The organism is Streptomyces sp. NPDC002463 (assembly GCF_042889835.1).
Taxonomy (GTDB): domain Bacteria; phylum Actinomycetota; class Actinomycetes; order Streptomycetales; family Streptomycetaceae; genus Streptomyces; species Streptomyces nymphaeiformis.
Map to the genome: position 1 here is coordinate 467,100 of NZ_JBIARL010000001.1, position 15,692 is coordinate 482,791.

At 74.2% G+C, this 15,692-nt stretch carries 12 protein-coding genes; 7 read left to right on the forward strand and 5 right to left on the reverse strand.

Going from position 1 to position 15,692, the window contains the following annotated elements; translation table 11 throughout:
- Window positions 1–56 precede the first annotated feature (56 nt).
- On the reverse strand, window positions 57–206 hold the full coding sequence (locus ACFYX3_RS02105; protein ID WP_389007207.1) for a hypothetical protein: 150 nt from the start codon (window positions 204–206) through the stop codon (window positions 57–59).
- Between the two features lie 175 nt (window positions 207–381).
- Here ACFYX3_RS02105 and ACFYX3_RS02110 point away from each other — a divergent pair, with 175 nt between their 5' ends.
- Both ACFYX3_RS02110 and ACFYX3_RS02115 read left to right on the forward strand, forming a co-directional pair.
- On the forward strand, window positions 382–1,422 hold the full coding sequence (locus ACFYX3_RS02110; protein ID WP_389007209.1) for an LCP family protein: 1,041 nt from the start codon (window positions 382–384) through the stop codon (window positions 1,420–1,422).
- A 94-nt stretch (window positions 1,423–1,516) separates the two neighbouring features.
- Window positions 1,517–1,924: a rodlin gene (locus ACFYX3_RS02115; protein ID WP_376592831.1), complete on the forward strand. Its 408-nt coding sequence runs from the start codon at window positions 1,517–1,519 to the stop codon at window positions 1,922–1,924.
- Between the two features lie 79 nt (window positions 1,925–2,003).
- On the opposite strand, the gene ACFYX3_RS02120 is transcribed toward ACFYX3_RS02115, so the two are convergent.
- On the reverse strand, window positions 2,004–4,025 hold the full coding sequence (locus ACFYX3_RS02120; RefSeq protein ID WP_389007212.1) for a thioredoxin domain-containing protein: 2,022 nt from the start codon (window positions 4,023–4,025) through the stop codon (window positions 2,004–2,006).
- 110 nt (window positions 4,026–4,135) lie between these two features.
- On the opposite strand from ACFYX3_RS02120, the gene ACFYX3_RS02125 reads away from it, so the two are divergent.
- Window positions 4,136–7,606: a tetratricopeptide repeat protein gene (locus tag ACFYX3_RS02125; RefSeq protein WP_389007214.1), complete on the forward strand. Its 3,471-nt coding sequence runs from the start codon at window positions 4,136–4,138 to the stop codon at window positions 7,604–7,606.
- Between the two features lie 70 nt (window positions 7,607–7,676).
- Here the strand turns inward: ACFYX3_RS02125 and ACFYX3_RS02130 are convergent, their stop codons facing one another.
- Together ACFYX3_RS02130 and mca are read right to left on the reverse strand one after the other, a co-directional pair.
- Complete coding sequence (locus ACFYX3_RS02130) at window positions 7,677–7,916, reverse strand: hypothetical protein (RefSeq protein ID WP_376592845.1); 240 nt, start codon at window positions 7,914–7,916, stop codon at window positions 7,677–7,679.
- Window positions 7,909–8,790, reverse strand: coding sequence for a mycothiol conjugate amidase Mca (gene mca, locus ACFYX3_RS02135; protein ID WP_376592847.1), 882 nt, complete (start codon window positions 8,788–8,790; stop codon window positions 7,909–7,911). Before mca ends, ACFYX3_RS02130 begins: the two co-directional genes overlap by 8 nt.
- Window positions 8,791–8,888: 98 nt before the next feature.
- Between mca and ACFYX3_RS02140 the strand changes: the two genes are divergently transcribed.
- From ACFYX3_RS02140 to ACFYX3_RS02155, 4 genes are all read left to right on the forward strand, one after another.
- Window positions 8,889–9,290, forward strand: a complete 402-nt coding sequence (locus tag ACFYX3_RS02140; RefSeq protein WP_389007217.1) for a DUF4307 domain-containing protein — start codon at window positions 8,889–8,891, stop codon at window positions 9,288–9,290.
- Window positions 9,291–9,479: 189 nt separating this feature from the next.
- Window positions 9,480–9,977, forward strand: a complete 498-nt coding sequence (greA, locus tag ACFYX3_RS02145; RefSeq protein ID WP_116159146.1) for a transcription elongation factor GreA — start codon at window positions 9,480–9,482, stop codon at window positions 9,975–9,977.
- 111 nt (window positions 9,978–10,088) lie between these two features.
- Window positions 10,089–12,584, forward strand: a complete 2,496-nt coding sequence (locus ACFYX3_RS02150; RefSeq protein ID WP_389007220.1) for a PQQ-binding-like beta-propeller repeat protein — start codon at window positions 10,089–10,091, stop codon at window positions 12,582–12,584.
- Between the two features lie 4 nt (window positions 12,585–12,588).
- Window positions 12,589–14,871 (forward strand): protein kinase, encoded by a 2,283-nt coding sequence (locus tag ACFYX3_RS02155; protein WP_389007222.1) that lies wholly within the window; start codon window positions 12,589–12,591, stop codon window positions 14,869–14,871.
- 13 nt (window positions 14,872–14,884) lie between these two features.
- On the opposite strand, the gene ACFYX3_RS02160 is transcribed toward ACFYX3_RS02155, so the two are convergent.
- Complete coding sequence (locus ACFYX3_RS02160) at window positions 14,885–15,670, reverse strand: ABC transporter permease (protein ID WP_181924859.1); 786 nt, start codon at window positions 15,668–15,670, stop codon at window positions 14,885–14,887.
- Between the last annotated feature and the right edge of the window lie 22 nt (window positions 15,671–15,692).

The following is a 15,692-nucleotide window of genomic DNA, read 5'->3' on the forward strand; positions in this document are numbered from 1 at the left end:
GTTCACACGTCAGGGGCCGCCCTCCGGGGCGGCCCCTTTCGTCTGCCCCGGCTCCGCTACCAGGTCGGCCAGACCGGCGTCGCCATCAGGCGCTCCCACTCCCGGTCGGGCACACCCGGCACCGCCCGCCCCGCCTGCACCCACTGGGCGACCAGCGCGGAATAGACGGGGAACGGAGTGCTGTCGGCCGGAGGCGGGTCACTCACATATCGGCTCTTCGGAATGAAGGCCATCCGTTCCCATTTTCCGGGATCCGGCGCCATTTTCGCTCCTTCCGCTGCGATTCCCGCATCATTACACAGGCGCCGCAGGAGAGTGATTCGACCTGTTCATGTCGCGTCGCGTACCTGTGTGCGAGCGGGTCGAAAATACGGTGCGGGCATGGAATTCCCGCGCCCCCGGCCGGCTCGGCGTCCGCTGCTCGCCGCGACCGCCCTCGCCGCCCTCACCGCCCTCGCCCCCGGCGCCCTCGCGCTCGCGCCCACCGGTCTCCCGGCCCCCGAGAAGGGCCTGAACCTCCTCGTCGTCGGCATCGACAGCCGCAAGAACGTCACTCCTGAGGAGAAGGAGCGCTTCCACCTCGGCGGGCACGAGTGCGACTGCACGGACGTGATGATGCTCGTGCACGTCTCCGCGGCGAACGACCGCGTCGAGATCGTGAGCATGCCGCGCGACTCCCTCACCACGCTCCCCGCGGGACACGTCGACCGGCGCACCGGGCAGACGCACCCCGCCCACCCGGCGAAGATCAACAACGCCTGGGCGGAGGGCGGTTCCTCCCTCGCCGTGGAGACCGTCGAGTCGAGGACCGGACTGCCCGTCCACCGCTACCTGGAGATCGACTTCCGGCGGTTCATGGACACCGTGGACCGCGTCGACGGCGGCGTCCCGATCTGTACGGAACAGCCGCTCAAGGACCCGTCCACCGCCATCGACCTCCAGCCCGGGACCAAGTGGGTCGCGGGCGGCGAGGCCCTCCAGTACGTCCGCTCCCGGAAGGCCGACGGGAAGATGGACTTCGGCCGCATCCAGAAGCAGCAGCAGTTCGTCGTGAACACCCTGCGCCGGCTCCACGACGGGATCCTCGACGACCCGGCGGCGCTGAAGGCCTTCGCGGCCACCCTGCGCGGGACGGACGCGGTCGAGCGGGGGATCTCCACGGCCGAGCTGCTGACGCTCGCCGCACACCTGCGGGACCTGCCCCCGGAGCGCATGGAGTTCGCGACCGTGCCCGTCCGGGGCTTCAACCCGGACATCGAGGGCGTCGGGTCCACCCTCGCCTGGGACGAGGAGGGCGCCGCGGAGGTCTTCGGGCGGCTGGCCGAGGACCGGCCGCTGCCCGCCGCCGCGGCCGTCGCGCCGAGCGAGATCCCGGTGGGCACGTACAAGCCCTCGAAGGGGTCATCGCTCATCTGCCCGTAGTCCGTCCGATGGACATCCCGGAACCTCCGGGCCGCTGACCAGTTGATCAGCACGGCTCGGCACTCAGCCAGTCAGTATCGGAAAGGCCAGAACCATGAAGAAGCTCCTCGCGACGGCTGCTGTGGCCGCGTCCGTCCTCGGCGCGACGGCGGCGGGTGCCGGGCAGGCGCTCGCGATCGCCGACGACGGCGGCACCACCTCGCTGTCGGGCAACGGCGCGCACCAGGAGTTCGGCAACTCCAAGACCTACGGGGACATGAGCCCGCAGTTCGCGCTCGTCCAGGGCTCCCTGAACAAGCCCTGCGTCGGTCTGCCGGCCAAGGTCAACGCCGGTTCGCTCATCGGCCTCATCCCGATCTCGGTCCAGGACGTCAACGTCCTGTCCTCCCCGCAGAACCAGCAGTGCACCGAGAACTCCACCCAGGCCAAGGGCGACGAGCCGCTGTCGCACATCCTCAGCGACATCCCGGTCCTCTCCGGCAACGGCGCCGGCAACAGCTGAGCGACCACGCCAGGACACGGCGCGGCCCCGCGACCCCTCCGAGGAGGGGTCGCGGGGCCGTCCCCGTTCCCGGCTCGTCTCAGAGCTTCCGGGCCAGTTCGGCCGGGTCGGTGACCGGCGCGTCGCAGGTGAAGTGACGGCACACGTACGCGGCGGGCGACCCGGCCACCAGCGGCCGGTCCTTCAGCAGCGGGAACTCCCCGCTGTCGGGGGCTCCGGTGGCGAGGACCGCGCCGGGAGTGGTCGCCGCCAGGGCCGTGCGCCGCAGCTCCCGGAAGACCGGGTCGGCGGCGTCGCCGACGACGGCGATCTCGCGGGGCCCGTCGAGGAGGGCCTCCGCGACGGCCAGGCCCCAGCCGATGAAGCGGGGCGCGCGCGGGCCGAGGGCCTTGACCACGCCGAGGGCGCCCTCGGCTGCGGCGCGGTGGGCCTCGGAGCCGGTGTGCGCCGCGTACGAGAGGAGCGCTCCGGCGGCGGCGGTCCAGCCCGACGGGGTGGCGTTGTCGGTGGGGTCCTGCGGGCGCCGGATGAGGGCCTCGGCGTCGTGGGCCGTGTCGTACAGCGCGCCGCCCTCGGCGGTGAAGCGGTCGAGGACGAGGTCCAGGAGGAAGCCGGCGAACTCCAGCCAGGCGCCCTCGCCGGTGACGGCGGCGAGGGCGAGGAACCCCTCGGCGACGTCGGCGTAGTCCTCCAGGACACCCGCGTTGGTCCCGGCCCGGCCGTCCTTGGAGGTACGGGTGAGCCGGGCGGACTCGTCCATGTGGACGCGGACGAGGAGGTCGGCGGCCTCGGTGGCGCGCTCGACCAGGTCGGGACGGTCGAAGAGGGCGCCGGTCTCGGCGAGGGCGGCGATCGCGAGGCCGTTCCAGGCGGCGACGACCTTGTCGTCACGGCCCGGACGCTCGCGCTCCTCGCGGGCGGCGAGGAGCCGGGCCGCGATCGAGGCGATCCGGTCGGCGTCGGCCGGGCCCGCCTCCCGCGGAAGCTGGAGTACGGAGCTGCCGTGCTCGAAGGTGCCGTCCTCGGTGACGCCGTAGTGTGCGGCGGCGAGGGCGGCGTCCTCCGCGCCGAGGACGTCCGTGAGCTGCTCGGGGGTCCACGCGTAGAAGGCGCCCTCGACGTGCCTGCCCGTGCCGTCGTCGGAGTCGGCGTCGAGCGCGGAGGCGAAACCGCCCTCGGGGGTGCGGAGCTCCCGGACCATGAAGTCGGCGGTCTCCAGGGCGACGCGGCGGGCCGGCTCGCTGCCGGTGGCCTTCCACAGGTGCGCGTACACCCGGCAGAGCAGGGCGTTGTCGTAGAGCATCTTCTCGAAGTGCGGGACGACCCAGGCACGGTCCACGGCGTACCGGGCGAAGCCGCCGCCCAGCTGGTCGTAGATGCCGCCGCGGGCCATCGCCTCGCAGGTGTCGGCCACCATCTGGAGGGCGCCCTCCGCGCCCGTACGGGCGTGGTGGCGGAGCAGGAACTCCAGGGCCATCGACGGCGGGAACTTGGGGGCGCCGCCGAAGCCGCCGCGGGTCGCGTCGTACTCGCGGGTCAGCGCGAGCAGGGCCCCGGCCAGCTCCTCCTCGCCGGGGACGCCGTCGCCCCCGTAGGCCAGGGAGCGGCCCGCCAGGTCCTTCACGATGCGGTCCGCGACCTCGTCGACCTCCCCGCGGCGGTCGGCCCAGGCCGACCGGACGCCTTCGAGGACCTCGGGGAAGGACGGCATGCCGTGTCGGGGCTCCGGCGGGAAGTACGTACCGAAGTAGAAGGGGGCGGCGTCCGGGGTGAGGAAGACGGTCATCGGCCAGCCGCCCTGACCGGTCGCGGCCTGCACGGCCTCCATGTAGACGGCGTCGACGTCGGGGCGCTCCTCGCGGTCGACCTTCACGGCGACGAAGTTGTCGTTGACCAGGGCGGCGATGGCGTCGTCCTCGAAGGACTCGTGTGCCATGACGTGGCACCAGTGGCAGGAGCTGTACCCGACGCTGAGCAGCACGGGGACGTCGCGGCGCCGGGCCTCCTCGAAGGCCTCGGCCGACCACGGCCACCAGTCGACCGGGTTGTCGGCGTGCTGCAGGAGGTACGGAGAGGTCTCATGGGCCAGTCGGTTCGGCATGGGCCCATCCTGCCGCAGTGGTCTCCTCCTTTCTCCGCTCCCTCGCGCCGACGCGCGCGACGCAGGACACTGGGCCGGATTCGTCGGGCACGCGCGGAGGGGGAACGCAGATGCGGGAGAGTCACCGGGCCGAGGCCGAGCGGCTGTTGGAGCGGGCGGTCGCGGAGGAGGTACGGGTCTCCGGGGGCCGGGCGGACGCGGAGGTGCTGCTCGCGCGGGGGCGGGCGGAGCTGGATGCGATGGCGGCGGACGTGGGGGACGCGTACGCGGTCTATCTGCGGGCGGAGGCGGCTGGACGGAGGCGCCCGGCCTTTCTCGGCGGCCCCGCACTGGTCACGGGCGTCGCCGCGGCGGCGGCCTTCGGCGCGGACCTGGCGCTCGGTACGGGGCCGGGGACGGCGCTCGGCGCGGGCACGGCGGCCGCGGTGGCGGGTGCGGCGGCGACGGTGCTGCGGGCTACGGGCGGGCCCCGCGGGGCCGATGGGGTGGAGCGGTCACGGGCCGACTGGCTGACGGCCCTCGAGGTACGGGGGGTGCGGCCGTTCCTGGAGCGGGAGCGGGTGCGGGTGCCTGCGGCGCGGGCGGAGGCGGACGGGCCGGGGTCGGGGACTTCAGCGGCGGCCGGTTCGACGGGCGGGGCCCGGCGGGCCGGGGCGGGTGGGGGCACGGAGCGGGCCCGGCCGGGAGAGGGCGGGGCTTCGGGGTTCGGCGCCTCTGCGGGCGACGGCCGGTCGGCCGAGGCGGGTGGGGGCGCGGCCCCTGTCCCGGGGGGCGAAGGGGCTGCGCGCGGCGGTGGTCCGGTCGACGTGGGTGGGGGTGCGGCCCGGGGCGGGGGCGAGGGCCTGGCACGCGGCGGTGGTCCGGTCGGCGTGGGTGGGGGCGGGGCTTCCCGCGGAGCCGGGTGGTCGGGTGCGGGTGGCCCGGGGGAGCGGCGGGTCGATCGGAGTGCGGCTGCCCGGACGCGGGCCGTGCTGGAGCGGTCGTTCGGGCATCTGCCCGATCCCGGTGGGGTGTTCGCCGGGCGGCGGGAGGAGCTTGCGCGGATCGCGCGGTGGGTGCAGGCCGGGCGGGCCTCGACCGCGACGCGGCCGACCGTCGTCCTGCTGCACGGCCGGCCCGGCTCGGGCCGTACCGCGCTCGCCGTGCGGGCCGCCCACGCGCTGCGGGACCAGTTCCGCGGAGCCTGCGTCGTCGACCTGCGGGACGGTGCCGTGACGGACCGGGAGGCGCTGCTGCACCTGCTCAACCGGCTCGGCGCCCCGCGCGACCGGCTACTCTTCCGCGAGGGCGCCTCGGCGGAGCAACAGGTGCGGCGGCTCTCGGAGTTGTACCGGCGACAGGTGAACGGGGTACCCGTCGTGCTCATCCTCGACGACGTCGCCGATGCCGCCCAGGTGCTCGCCCTGCTGCCCGAGCGGTCCGACAGTCTCGTCCTCGTGACCTGCCGGGAACCGCTGGACCTCGGCGAGGGCGCACCGGCCGACGTGCACACGCTGCCCGTGGCCGCGCTCGACGCGGCGGGCGCCGAGGAGTTGCTGCGTGCGACCGCCGGCGGGCCCGACCCCGGCCCGTACGACGCGGAGGCCTTCGAGCGGATACGGGAGCTGTGCGGGGGCCTTCCGCTGGCGCTGCGGGTCGCGGGCTCCCTGCTCGGGGGTCGCGCCATGGACGACCTCGCGCATGTCCTCGCCCGGCCCGGCTGGGGCGGCGATCCCGTCGAACGCGCCCTGTCCGTACGGTACTTCCTCGACTTCGACGAGGATGCCCGGCAGCTGCTCCGGCGGCTCGCGCTCGCCGGGCGGGCCTCGCTCGGCGCGGCGGCGGCCGCCGCGCTGCTCGGCGGGAGCGGGACCGAGGCGGCCCGGCGGCTGCGGGAGCTGTCCGCGGCCGGGCTCCTCGACCATGTGCGCGGGGAGCGCTACCGGCTGCACGACGTGGTGCGCGCCTTCGCGGCGGTCCGGCTCGTCGACGAGGAGGACGCGGCCGAGATCGCGGCCGCGCAGGAGAGGCTCATCCGGAACCACGCGGAGCTCGCCGACGCGGTGATCCGGATGGTCGACGGCAAGATGTCGACCCGGGCCGACCGGTTCGACGGGCACGGCTTCGGCTCCCTGGAGGCGGCGCTCGGCTGGCTCGACGAGGAGTCCAGCTTCATCACGGCGGCGCTGCGGCACGCGGAGGGCGTCGACCAGCAGACCGTGCTCGATCTGCTCAGCGCGCTCTGCGACTACTGCCTGCTGCGCGGCGACCTCTACCGGCTGGGCGAGATCAACGAACTGGCCGAGTCCGTCGGGCAGGGGCTGCTGACGCGTTCGGTGCGGTGGCGGACGGGTATCGCGGCGCGGCAGCTCGGCGAACTCGACAAGGCCCACAAGACGCTGACCTCGGTCGTCTCCCAGTACCAGGAGGCCCACCAGGACGCCGGGGCGGCGCTCGCGCTCTGCTCGCTGGGGATCACGCTGCACCACCAGGGGCGGCTCACGGAGGCCGCGGCGCGCCTGCGGGAGGCGCTGGCGCTCCAGGAGCCGGAGTCGCTGGCCGCCGACCGGGGGTGGACGCTGCACGCGCTGGCCGCGGTGGAGCGCGACCGGGGCGACCTCGCCGAGGCGTCGGCGCTGCTCGGACGGTCGCTCGCGCTGCACCGGGAGCACGAGTCGCTGCACGGCGAGGCGTGGGCGCACTTCCAGCGCGGGCAGGTGCTCCTCGTCCTCGGCGACACGGCGGGCGCGGAGGGCGAGCTGCGGCAGGCCCTGGAGACGTACGGGCGCGTCCACGACGGGCGCGGCGAGGCGTGGGCGCTGACCCAGCTCGCGCGGGCGCGGCTCGCCGCCGGGGAGGCGGAGCTCGCGGTGGACGAGCTGCGCGGGGCGCTCGCGCGGCACCGGGAGCAGGAGGACGCGCGCGGGGAGGCGTGGACGCTGTACCACCTGGGGCAGGCCCTGGAGGAGCGGGGCGACCGGGACGAGGCGGTACGGGAGCTGGGGCGGGCGCGGTCGATGTTCTCGCGGATGCGGGACCTGTACGGGCTCGCCTGCGCCCGGCACCACCTGGGGCGGGTCACCCGGGACCAGCAGGGGGCGCGGGCCGGCAACCTGCGGAACTCGGGCTTCGCCCGGCAGCTGCTCGTGGACGCGCGGGCGGACTTCCGGCGGATCGGGGTTCCCCATGGGGAGGCGTGGGCCTGCCTGGAGCTCGCGATCGTCGACGCCGGCAACGGGCGCGTCCCGCAGGCGCTCGCGCTGTGCGAGGAGGCGCGCGCGCTCTTCGAGGGGTACGGCGACCGGCGGGGCTCGGACTGGGCCCGTCTGCTGCGCTGCGGGCTGCTGCCGCACGCGGCCCCGGGCAGTCCGGAGCCGGGCACGGCATCGGCCCGCGAGGAGCTGGCGGCGCTCGCCGCGGACCGCCACCCGGCCCGTGACCCCCGCCTCGACGACTGCGCGGAGACCCACGCCCTGCTTCTGGACCGGGGCACCACCGCGTCCGCTCCGTGGCAGGCCTGGGACCTGGGCCTGGTCCCCTCGCGCGCCGCCAGGGAGGTCCTGGGGGTGCGGGAGGACGTCAAGGGGCCGGAGGCGCCGTAGACGCCCGGCCCCTCGGGGACGGGGCCGCCCCCCGGGCCGTACTCCGCGTACGGCCCGGGGGGCGGGTGGGTCACTTGCCCTTGGTGGACGCCGGCTCCGCCGGGGTCGGCGCGTCCGGGTCCGGGGCCTCCTCGAAGGAGACCTTGCCCATGTGGCGGTTCATCGACTTCATCAGCATCCAGACCGCGAGGGCCAGGGCCGCGAAGACGACGAAGCCGAGGACGCCGGGGGTCACCTTGTTCTTGTCCAGCTCTTCGGCGGCGAAGGGGACAAGCTGGGTCAGTGCCAGGTGTGCGCTCATGTCAGGCATTGTCGCGGATGCCCGCGAAGAGATCTTCCTCGGGGAGGGAGGTCGGGACCAGCGCCTTGCTGAGCTCGTACTCCTCCGTCGGCCAGACCTCCTTCTGGATCTGCATCGGGACCCGGAACCAGCCGCCGTCGGGGTCGATCTGGGTGGCGTGGGCGATCAGCGCCTTGTCGCGGATCTCGAAGAAGTCCGCGCACGGCACGTGCGTGGTGAGGTTGCGCGCCTTGCCGCCGAACTCGTCCCAGCGCTTCAGCCAGTCCCCGTACGGCGACTCCAGGCCGCGCGCCAGGAGCGCCTCGTGCAGGGCCTCGGTGCGGGGGCGGTTGAAGCCCTGGTTGTAGTAGAGCTTCAGCGGCTGCCAGACCGGGCCGAACTCGGCCTCGGGGTACTTCTCGGCGTCGGCCGCGCCGTCGAACGCCACCATCGTGATCTTGTGGGTCATGATGTGGTCGGGGTGCGGGTACCCGCCGTTCTCGTCGTAGGTCGTGACGACCTGCGGACGGAAGGAGCGGATCTCGCGGACCAGCGTCCCGGCCGCCTTGTCGACGTCCTCCAGGGCGAAGCAGCCCTCGGGCAGTGGGGGCAGCGGGTCGCCCTCGGGCAGGCCCGAGTCGACGAATCCGAGCCAGTGCTGGGAGACGCCGAGGATCTCGCGGGCCTCGTCCATCTCCTTGCGGCGCACCTCGTGGATGTTCGCCTCGATGTAGGGGTCGCCCTGAAGCTTGGGGTTCAGGACCGAGCCGCGCTCGCCGCCCGTGCACGTCACGACCATGACGTCCACCCCCTCGGACACGTACTTGGCCATCGTGGCCGCACCCTTGCTCGACTCGTCGTCGGGGTGGGCGTGAACGGCCATCAGTCGCAGCTGCTCAGTCAAAGCTCGATCCTCAGTGATTCGACGCGGAGGGTGGTCTCTATAGTGACGGAATCGGGGGAGTGAAAATTCCGCCACCCCCGGCTTCGAGAGGATCCCCCATGAGCGCGGTGCGAGAGCAGCTGCCCGAGGGGCGCTACGGGCGCTCCGCGGATGAGCGGGCCGACCGCAAGCTCAAGATCACCGGCGCGGTGCTCGGGGTCCTCTTCCTCGGCATGATGGGCTGGTTCGGCTGGCACTACGTCGTCGACAACAAGATCAGCGCCGAGATGATCAAGTTCGAGGTGGTGAGCGACGCCGAGGTCCAGGTCCATCTGGAGATCCGCAAGGACGCGGGCGTCAAGGGCGTCTGCACGCTGCGCTCCCGCTCCGAGGACGGCGCCGAGGTGGCCCGCAAGGACGTGCGCGTCGACGACCCCGGGACCCGGGTCGACCGCGTCTTCTCGCTCCGCACGACCGCACGCGCGACGAACGCCGAGCTCATCGGGTGTACGGCGCAGTAGCGGTGGGTAGGGACGGGGTGTCGAGTCCCGGCGAGTCACCGCGGTGACCTGGGGTGACGCCATCTTTATGGTTTATGTCCTCCCGCTTTTCGCCACTCATTGTTAGGCTCGTGGTTTCGCCCACTCGGGAAGCGCATGCTGTCCGTGTAGGGCGATGCTTTGTATTCCCAGTACCTACGAGGAGCACCTGTGACCCAGACCAGCGACAACGTCACCTGGCTCACCCAGGAGGCGTACAACAAGCTCAAGGACGAGCTTGAGTACCTGTCTGGTCCCGCGCGTACCGAGATCGCCGCCAAGATCGCCGCGGCGCGCGAAGAGGGGGACCTGCGCGAGAACGGCGGGTACCACGCGGCCAAGGAGGAGCAGGGCAAGCAGGAGCTCCGGGTCCGCCAGCTCACCCAGCTGCTCCAGCACGCCAAGGTCGGCGAGGCACCGGCGGACGACGGCGTCGTCGAGCCGGGCATGGTCGTCACGATCGCCTTCGACGGCGACGAGGACGACACGGTGACCTTCCTGCTCGCCTCCCGCGAGTACGCGAGCGACGACATCGAGACCTACTCGCCGCAGTCGCCGCTCGGCGTCGGCGTCAACGGCAAGCAGGTCGGCGACGAAGCCGAGTACGAGCTGCCGAACGGCAAGAAGGCCACGGTGAAGATCCTCAGCGCGAAGCCGTACACCGGCTGAGCCGCCACTCCTTGAGCGAAGGGCCGGCCCCCCCGTGGGGGGCCGGCCCTTCGTCCTGCATGTACATGCGATGATGCGGGGCTGACGACGCGTCACCAGGGGGAGGACGAGGTGCTGGGACCGCTGCGCGAGGGCGCGCCACGCCGTATCGGACCGTACGAGGTCCTCGCCCGGCTCGGCGCCGGCGGCATGGGCGAGGTGTTCCTGGCACGGGATGCCGGGCATGCCGGCGCGGGGGACGGTTCCGGGAGCGGCCGGGGCCGTGCCGAGAACCGTCGCTTCGTCGCCGTCAAGACCGTGCGGCGCGATGTCGTCGGTGATCCGGCGTTCCGGGACCGGTTCCGGCGGGAGATCCGGGTCGCCTCGCTCGTCGACAGTGCCTACGCCGCCGCTCCCGTCGGCGGTGACGCCGATGCCGAGGTGCCCTGGCTGGCCACCGCGTACGTCCCCGGGCCCAGTCTCGCGCAGGCCGTGCGCCGTGGCGGGCCGCTGCCCGTCGCCGCCGTGCGGGCGCTCGGCGCGGACGTCGCCCGGGCCCTCGCCGATCTGCACGGGGCAGGGGTCCTGCACCGGGACCTCAAGCCCGGCAACGTCATGCTGTCCGTCGACGGCCCCCGGCTCATCGACTTCGGCATCGCCCGCAGCAGTACCGCGACCACCATGACCGCCACCGGCCTGATGGTCGGCACGCCCTCCTTCATGTCCCCCGAGCACGTGGCCGGCGCCCGCCGGGTCACGGCCGCCTCCGACGTCTTCTGCCTCGGCTCCCTGCTCTGCTACGCGGCGACCGGCGAGGACCCCTTCGGCGACGGGCCCCTCGCGGCCGTCCTCTACCGCGTCTCCCAGGCCGAGGCCGACCTGTCCCGCGTCCCGGAGGAGCTGCGCGGGACCGTCGCCGCCTGTCTGGCCCTGGATCCGGCGGACCGGCCCACGCCGGAGGCACTCGCCGGGCTCCTCGGCAGCACGACGGGGAAGGTCTTCCCGTGGCCGGAGGGCGTACGGGACCACATCGGCGAGTACGGCAGGGAGCTCGCCCAGCTCGTCGCCTCGGGCGGGCCGCTCCTGGAGGCGCCGCCCGCGCCGGCCGGGCCCGTCGTCACCCCGACGGTCCCGGGCCTGCACTCCGTACCCACGCTTCCGCCCGTCGCACCGCCCACCCTGCCGTCCGCTCCCCCGCCCCGTAGGCGGAGGCGGCTGCTCGCCGCCGTCCTCGCGCTCGCCGTGGTCGGCGGAGGCCTCGGGACGTACCTGCTGTGGCCCGGCCAGGAGCCGTCGAAGGCTCCCGCCGAGGCCGGCCCGTCGGCCGGGCCCCGCGTCCCCGGCGTCGACGACCGCGGCGGCGCCGACGCCTCGGGCGTCGTCCCGCAGAGCGCCGCCCAGCGCCCGGCCGGCTGGAAGCCCTGGCGGGCGAAGCTGAGCGCCCCCGCGTTCGGCTGCTCGGCCGGGGAGAAGGCGCTGGTGTGCCGGACGACGGACGGGCGGTACGAGGCGCTCGACCCGGCGAGCGGGAAGCGGCTGTGGAGCGCGGACCTGGTCGCGGACGCGCGCGACGACCAGAGTTTCGTCAGTCCCACCGGCGGGGTCTTCATCGCGGGCAGTACGAACGTCCCCGCCGTCCACGACGGCTCCGTCGTCCTCCTCTCCGGTCAGCGCCTCCAGGCCCGGGACGCCCGCAGCGGCGCGGTGCGCTGGGAGAAGAGGAGCACCGCGGGGGCCGGGATGCGTTCCCAGCCCGTGGTGGGAGACGGCACGGTCTTCGTCGCGACCGGCGACGACACCCAGGGGGAGGTGACGGCCTTCGCCCTGGCCGACGGCCACGAGCTGTGGTCCAAGGCGCTCACCAACGCCGAGCTCTCCCGGGCCGACTTCCGCGACTTCGAACCCGTCGCCTACGCGAACGGGCTCGTGTACGCGCTGAGCGACGGCGGTTTCGTGTCGTTCGACGCGAAGACCGGCCGGCAGCGCGGCCAGGTGCCGCCGGAGGCCAAGGGGTGCAACGCCCTCCAGGTCCAGGGCAAGTACGCCTACTGCGCACCGCTCGACGCGACGAACGTGTCCGCGCTCACGCTGTACCGCCTGGACGCCACGACGCTCGCCCCGGCCGGCGCCGGACGGCTCGCGGTGCCCGCCGAGGTCGCGAAGTCGGGCGCCTGGCCGACCGCGGTGTCCGCGCGCGCCGCCGTCGCCCTCGACGGCGGCGCCGACAAGTGGGCCGACTGGGGCAACACGGGCAGGCCCGAGGGCGTGTACGTCCTGGACCCCGCCACCGGCAAGGCCCTCGGTCACTACCCGGCTCCCCCGCAGGTCTCGGCCGACGGGAAGCGGCAGCTGCTCTCCGACCCGCTGATCGCGGGGAACTCCGTGCTGTACGCCGACTTCTCCGCCCTGCACGTGGTGCCGCTCGGCGCGGACGGCACGCCCGGCAAGGAGCGCGTCGTGCCCGTGCCCGGCGCCCCCGGACCGCGGGCCGAGGAGTCGTACGCCCGCTCCGGCGGCACCTACCTGGACCGGGAGATCCGCCCGCCGGTGGCCCTGCCGCTCGGCGGTGTCGTCCACGTCGTCTACGACACCGGCGTCGTCGCCTCCGTCGCCCTGCCCGAGGAGTAGTCCCTTGCTGGAAGCCCTGCCGCAGGACCGGCCCCCGCGGATCCTCGGCCCGTACCGGCTGCTCGCCCGGCTCGGCGCCGGCGGCATGGGCGAGGTGCACCTCGCCTGCCGTACGGACGCGCCGACGGCCGATCCGTACCGGATGGTCGCGGTGAAGACCGTACGGGAGGACCTGGAGGTCGACGGGGACTTCAGGACCCGGTTCCGGCGGGAGATCGCGGCGGCGCGGACCGTGGACGGGCCGGGCGTCGCGCGGCTCGTGGACGCGGACGCCGACGCCCCCTCGCCGTGGCTGGCGACCGAGTACGTGCCGGGTCCCTCGCTCGCGGAGGCGGTCGTACGGTCCGGGGCGCTGCCCGTCGTGACCGTCCGGGCGCTCGGCGTCGCCCTCGCGCGGGCACTGGCGGGCGTGCACGCGGTGAAGGTGCTGCACCGGGACCTCAAGCCGGCGAACGTGCTGCTCGCCGCGGCCGGGCCCAAGCTGATCGACTTCGGGATCGCGCAGGCCTTCGAGGCGACGGCGCTGACCTCGACCGGTCTGGTGGTGGGCTCCCCCGGGTTCATGTCGCCGGAGCACCTGGTGGGGAGCCGGGCGGTGGTGCCCGCCTCGGACGTGTTCTGCCTGGGCGCGGTGCTCGCGTTCGCGGCGAGCGGCCGGGGGCCGTTCCACGACGACGAGATGGCGGCCGTGATCTACCGGATCAGCCGGGCCGAGGCCGACCTCGACGGGGTGCCGGAGGAGCTGCGGCCGGTCCTGGAGCGCTGTCTGCGGCTCGACCCGGCACAGCGGCCGTCGGCGGCGGAGCTGGCCGGGCTGATCGGCGGCGGCGCCGCTGCCGAGGCCTTCCCGTGGCCCGGCGGGGTGCTCTCGCTGCTCGCCGAGTACGGGGAGGCGGCCCGGAGCGCCGGGGAGGCGGCGGCCTCCGGGTCGGGCGTGGCCGATCTGCCGACGCTCGGCCCGGTCGTGCCGTACTCCCCCACGGCGCTGACGGACCGGCCCGTCCTCCCCCCGGCCCCCGTGGAGCGGCGGCGCCGGTGGGGCGCGGTGGTCGCGGGTGCGGTGGCGGTGGCCCTGGTGGCGACGGTCGGCGTGGTGCTCCTGAACCGGACCGTCGGGCAGGGCGGCGGCACGGCCACCGGCGGCGTCGCGGGGCCGCCCCCGAGCAGCGGCGGCACCACGGCGCCGGTCACGGCCCTGAGCCAGGTCGTCCGGCCGTACGGCGGCACGGGCCACACCCACGACTTCGGGAAGGCCGGCACGGACCGCGCGTACCGTCCGGCGGGCTGGTCGCCCTGGTCGGTCGAGACGGGCGCGCCGATCGGCCCCTGCGCGCTCGCCCCCGAGGTCCTCGTGTGCACGGGCGCGGGCGGCTCCGCCGTCGGGCTCCGTGCCTCGGACGGCAAGCGGCTGTGGACGGTGGAGGGCAGGCGGAACACCTCGCCGGTCGGCCCCATGTACCCGGCGGTCGTCGACGACGCCGTGTACCTGACGGACATGGACGGCATCGCCGCGTACGGGCTCGCGGACGGCTCGGCGCGCGGGAAGGTCCCGGTGCCGGACGGCGGCTGGGGCGTGAAGAGCACCGATCTGGTGGACGGCGTCCTGTACTCCTCGTACTTCGACGTGCGGGAGGACGGGAAGGGGCTCGTGGCCGCCGTACGGCTCAAGGACCGCAAGGTGCTGTGGCGCACTCCGCTCGACGGGGTGCCGGAGCAGCTCGTGGTGGGCGGCGGCCGGGTCCTCGTGCCGATGGGCTCCGGCGGGCCGGTCGCCCTCGACCCCGGGACGGGCCGGGTGGTGGCGCGGGCCGGGGAGCCGTGCGGCACCCTGACCGTGCACGAGAAGAGCGGGAGCGTGCTCTGCACGGGCCTGTCGGACGCGTCGGTCACCGTCCTCGACGGCCGGACCCTGGCCCCGCGCCACCGGCTGGGGATCCGGACGACGGCCCCGCTCGCGGTGAACGGGGACGGGCTCGTGGCCGTCCTCAGCGGGGACGGGGAGCTCGTCACGTACGACGTGGCGAGCGGCCGGGAGCGGTGGCGGGTCTCCGAGGCGCGGGCGAAGCGGGTCTACTTCGCGGGCGACCGGCTCCTCGCGGTGCGCGAGGACGGGGTGACGTCGTACCCGGCGGCCGGGCCCGCCGATGCGCGGGGCCCCGAGGACTACCGGCCCAAGTTCCCGAAGGGGGCCGAGAAGCCGGAGTTCCCGGGGGAGGCGATCGCCGCCGGCGGGGCCGCGTTCCTCGCCTTCCCCGAGGGCCTGGTGGTCTCCGGCTACCTGCCCTGAGACCGCCCGGCCGTCACCCCGTCGCCGAGCGGTACTTGCGGACCGAGAGGGTCCGGAAGACCACGATGATCAGGATCGACCAGAGCAGCGAGGCCCACACCGGGTGCTGCATCGGCCACGCGTCGGAGGTGGAGACGCCCGGGTTGCCGAAGAGGACGCGGCAGGCCTGGACGGTCGCGCTGAACGGGTTCCACTCGGCGATGGGCTGGAGCCAGGAGGGCAGGTTGCTGGAGTCCACGAACGCGTTCGAGATGAACGTGACGGGGAAGAGCCAGATCAGCCCGCCCGAGGTCGCCGCCTCGGGGGTGCGGACCGAGAGGCCGATCAGCGCACCGATCCAGGAGAAGGCGTAGCCGAGGAGCAGCAGGAGGGCGTAGGCGCCCAGCGCCTTGGGGACGCCCTCGTGGATGCGCCAGCCGACGAGGAGCGCGACGACCGTGAGGACGACGAGGGTGAGCGTCGTCTGGACGAGGTCGGCGAACGTGCGGCCGGTGAGGACCGCGCCGCGGGCCATCGGCAGGGAGCGGAAGCGGTCGATCAGGCCCTTGTGCATGTCGTCGGCGATGCCCGCGCCCGCCCCTGCCGTGGCGAAGGTGACGGTCTGGGCGAAGATGCCGGCCATCAGGAACTCGCGGTAGACGGCCGGCGAGGTCGATGTGCCGATCTGCATCGAGCCGCCGAAGACGTAGCTGAACAGCACCACGAACATGATCGGCTGGATGAGCCCGAAGATGATCACCTCGGGGATCCGGGACATCTTGATCAGGTTGCGGCGCGCGATCACGAGCGAGTCGTTCATGGACTGGACGACCCCGCCGCGC

Coding starts and splice junctions, on each gene's coding strand:
- ACFYX3_RS02115 (WP_376592831.1), top strand. CDS start 1,517: ATGAAGAAGCTCCTCGCGACGGCTGCTGTGGCCGCGTCCGTCCTCGGC.
- ACFYX3_RS02140 (WP_389007217.1), top strand. CDS start 8,889: ATGAGCGCGGTGCGAGAGCAGCTGCCCGAGGGGCGCTACGGGCGCTCC.
- ACFYX3_RS02110 (WP_389007209.1), top strand. CDS start 382: ATGGAATTCCCGCGCCCCCGGCCGGCTCGGCGTCCGCTGCTCGCCGCG.
- ACFYX3_RS02120 (WP_389007212.1), bottom strand. CDS start 4,025: ATGCCGAACCGACTGGCCCATGAGACCTCTCCGTACCTCCTGCAGCAC.
- ACFYX3_RS02130 (WP_376592845.1), bottom strand. CDS start 7,916: ATGCCTGACATGAGCGCACACCTGGCACTGACCCAGCTTGTCCCCTTC.
- ACFYX3_RS02160 (WP_181924859.1), bottom strand. CDS start 15,670: ATGAACGACTCGCTCGTGATCGCGCGCCGCAACCTGATCAAGATGTCC.
- ACFYX3_RS02125 (WP_389007214.1), top strand. CDS start 4,136: ATGCGGGAGAGTCACCGGGCCGAGGCCGAGCGGCTGTTGGAGCGGGCG.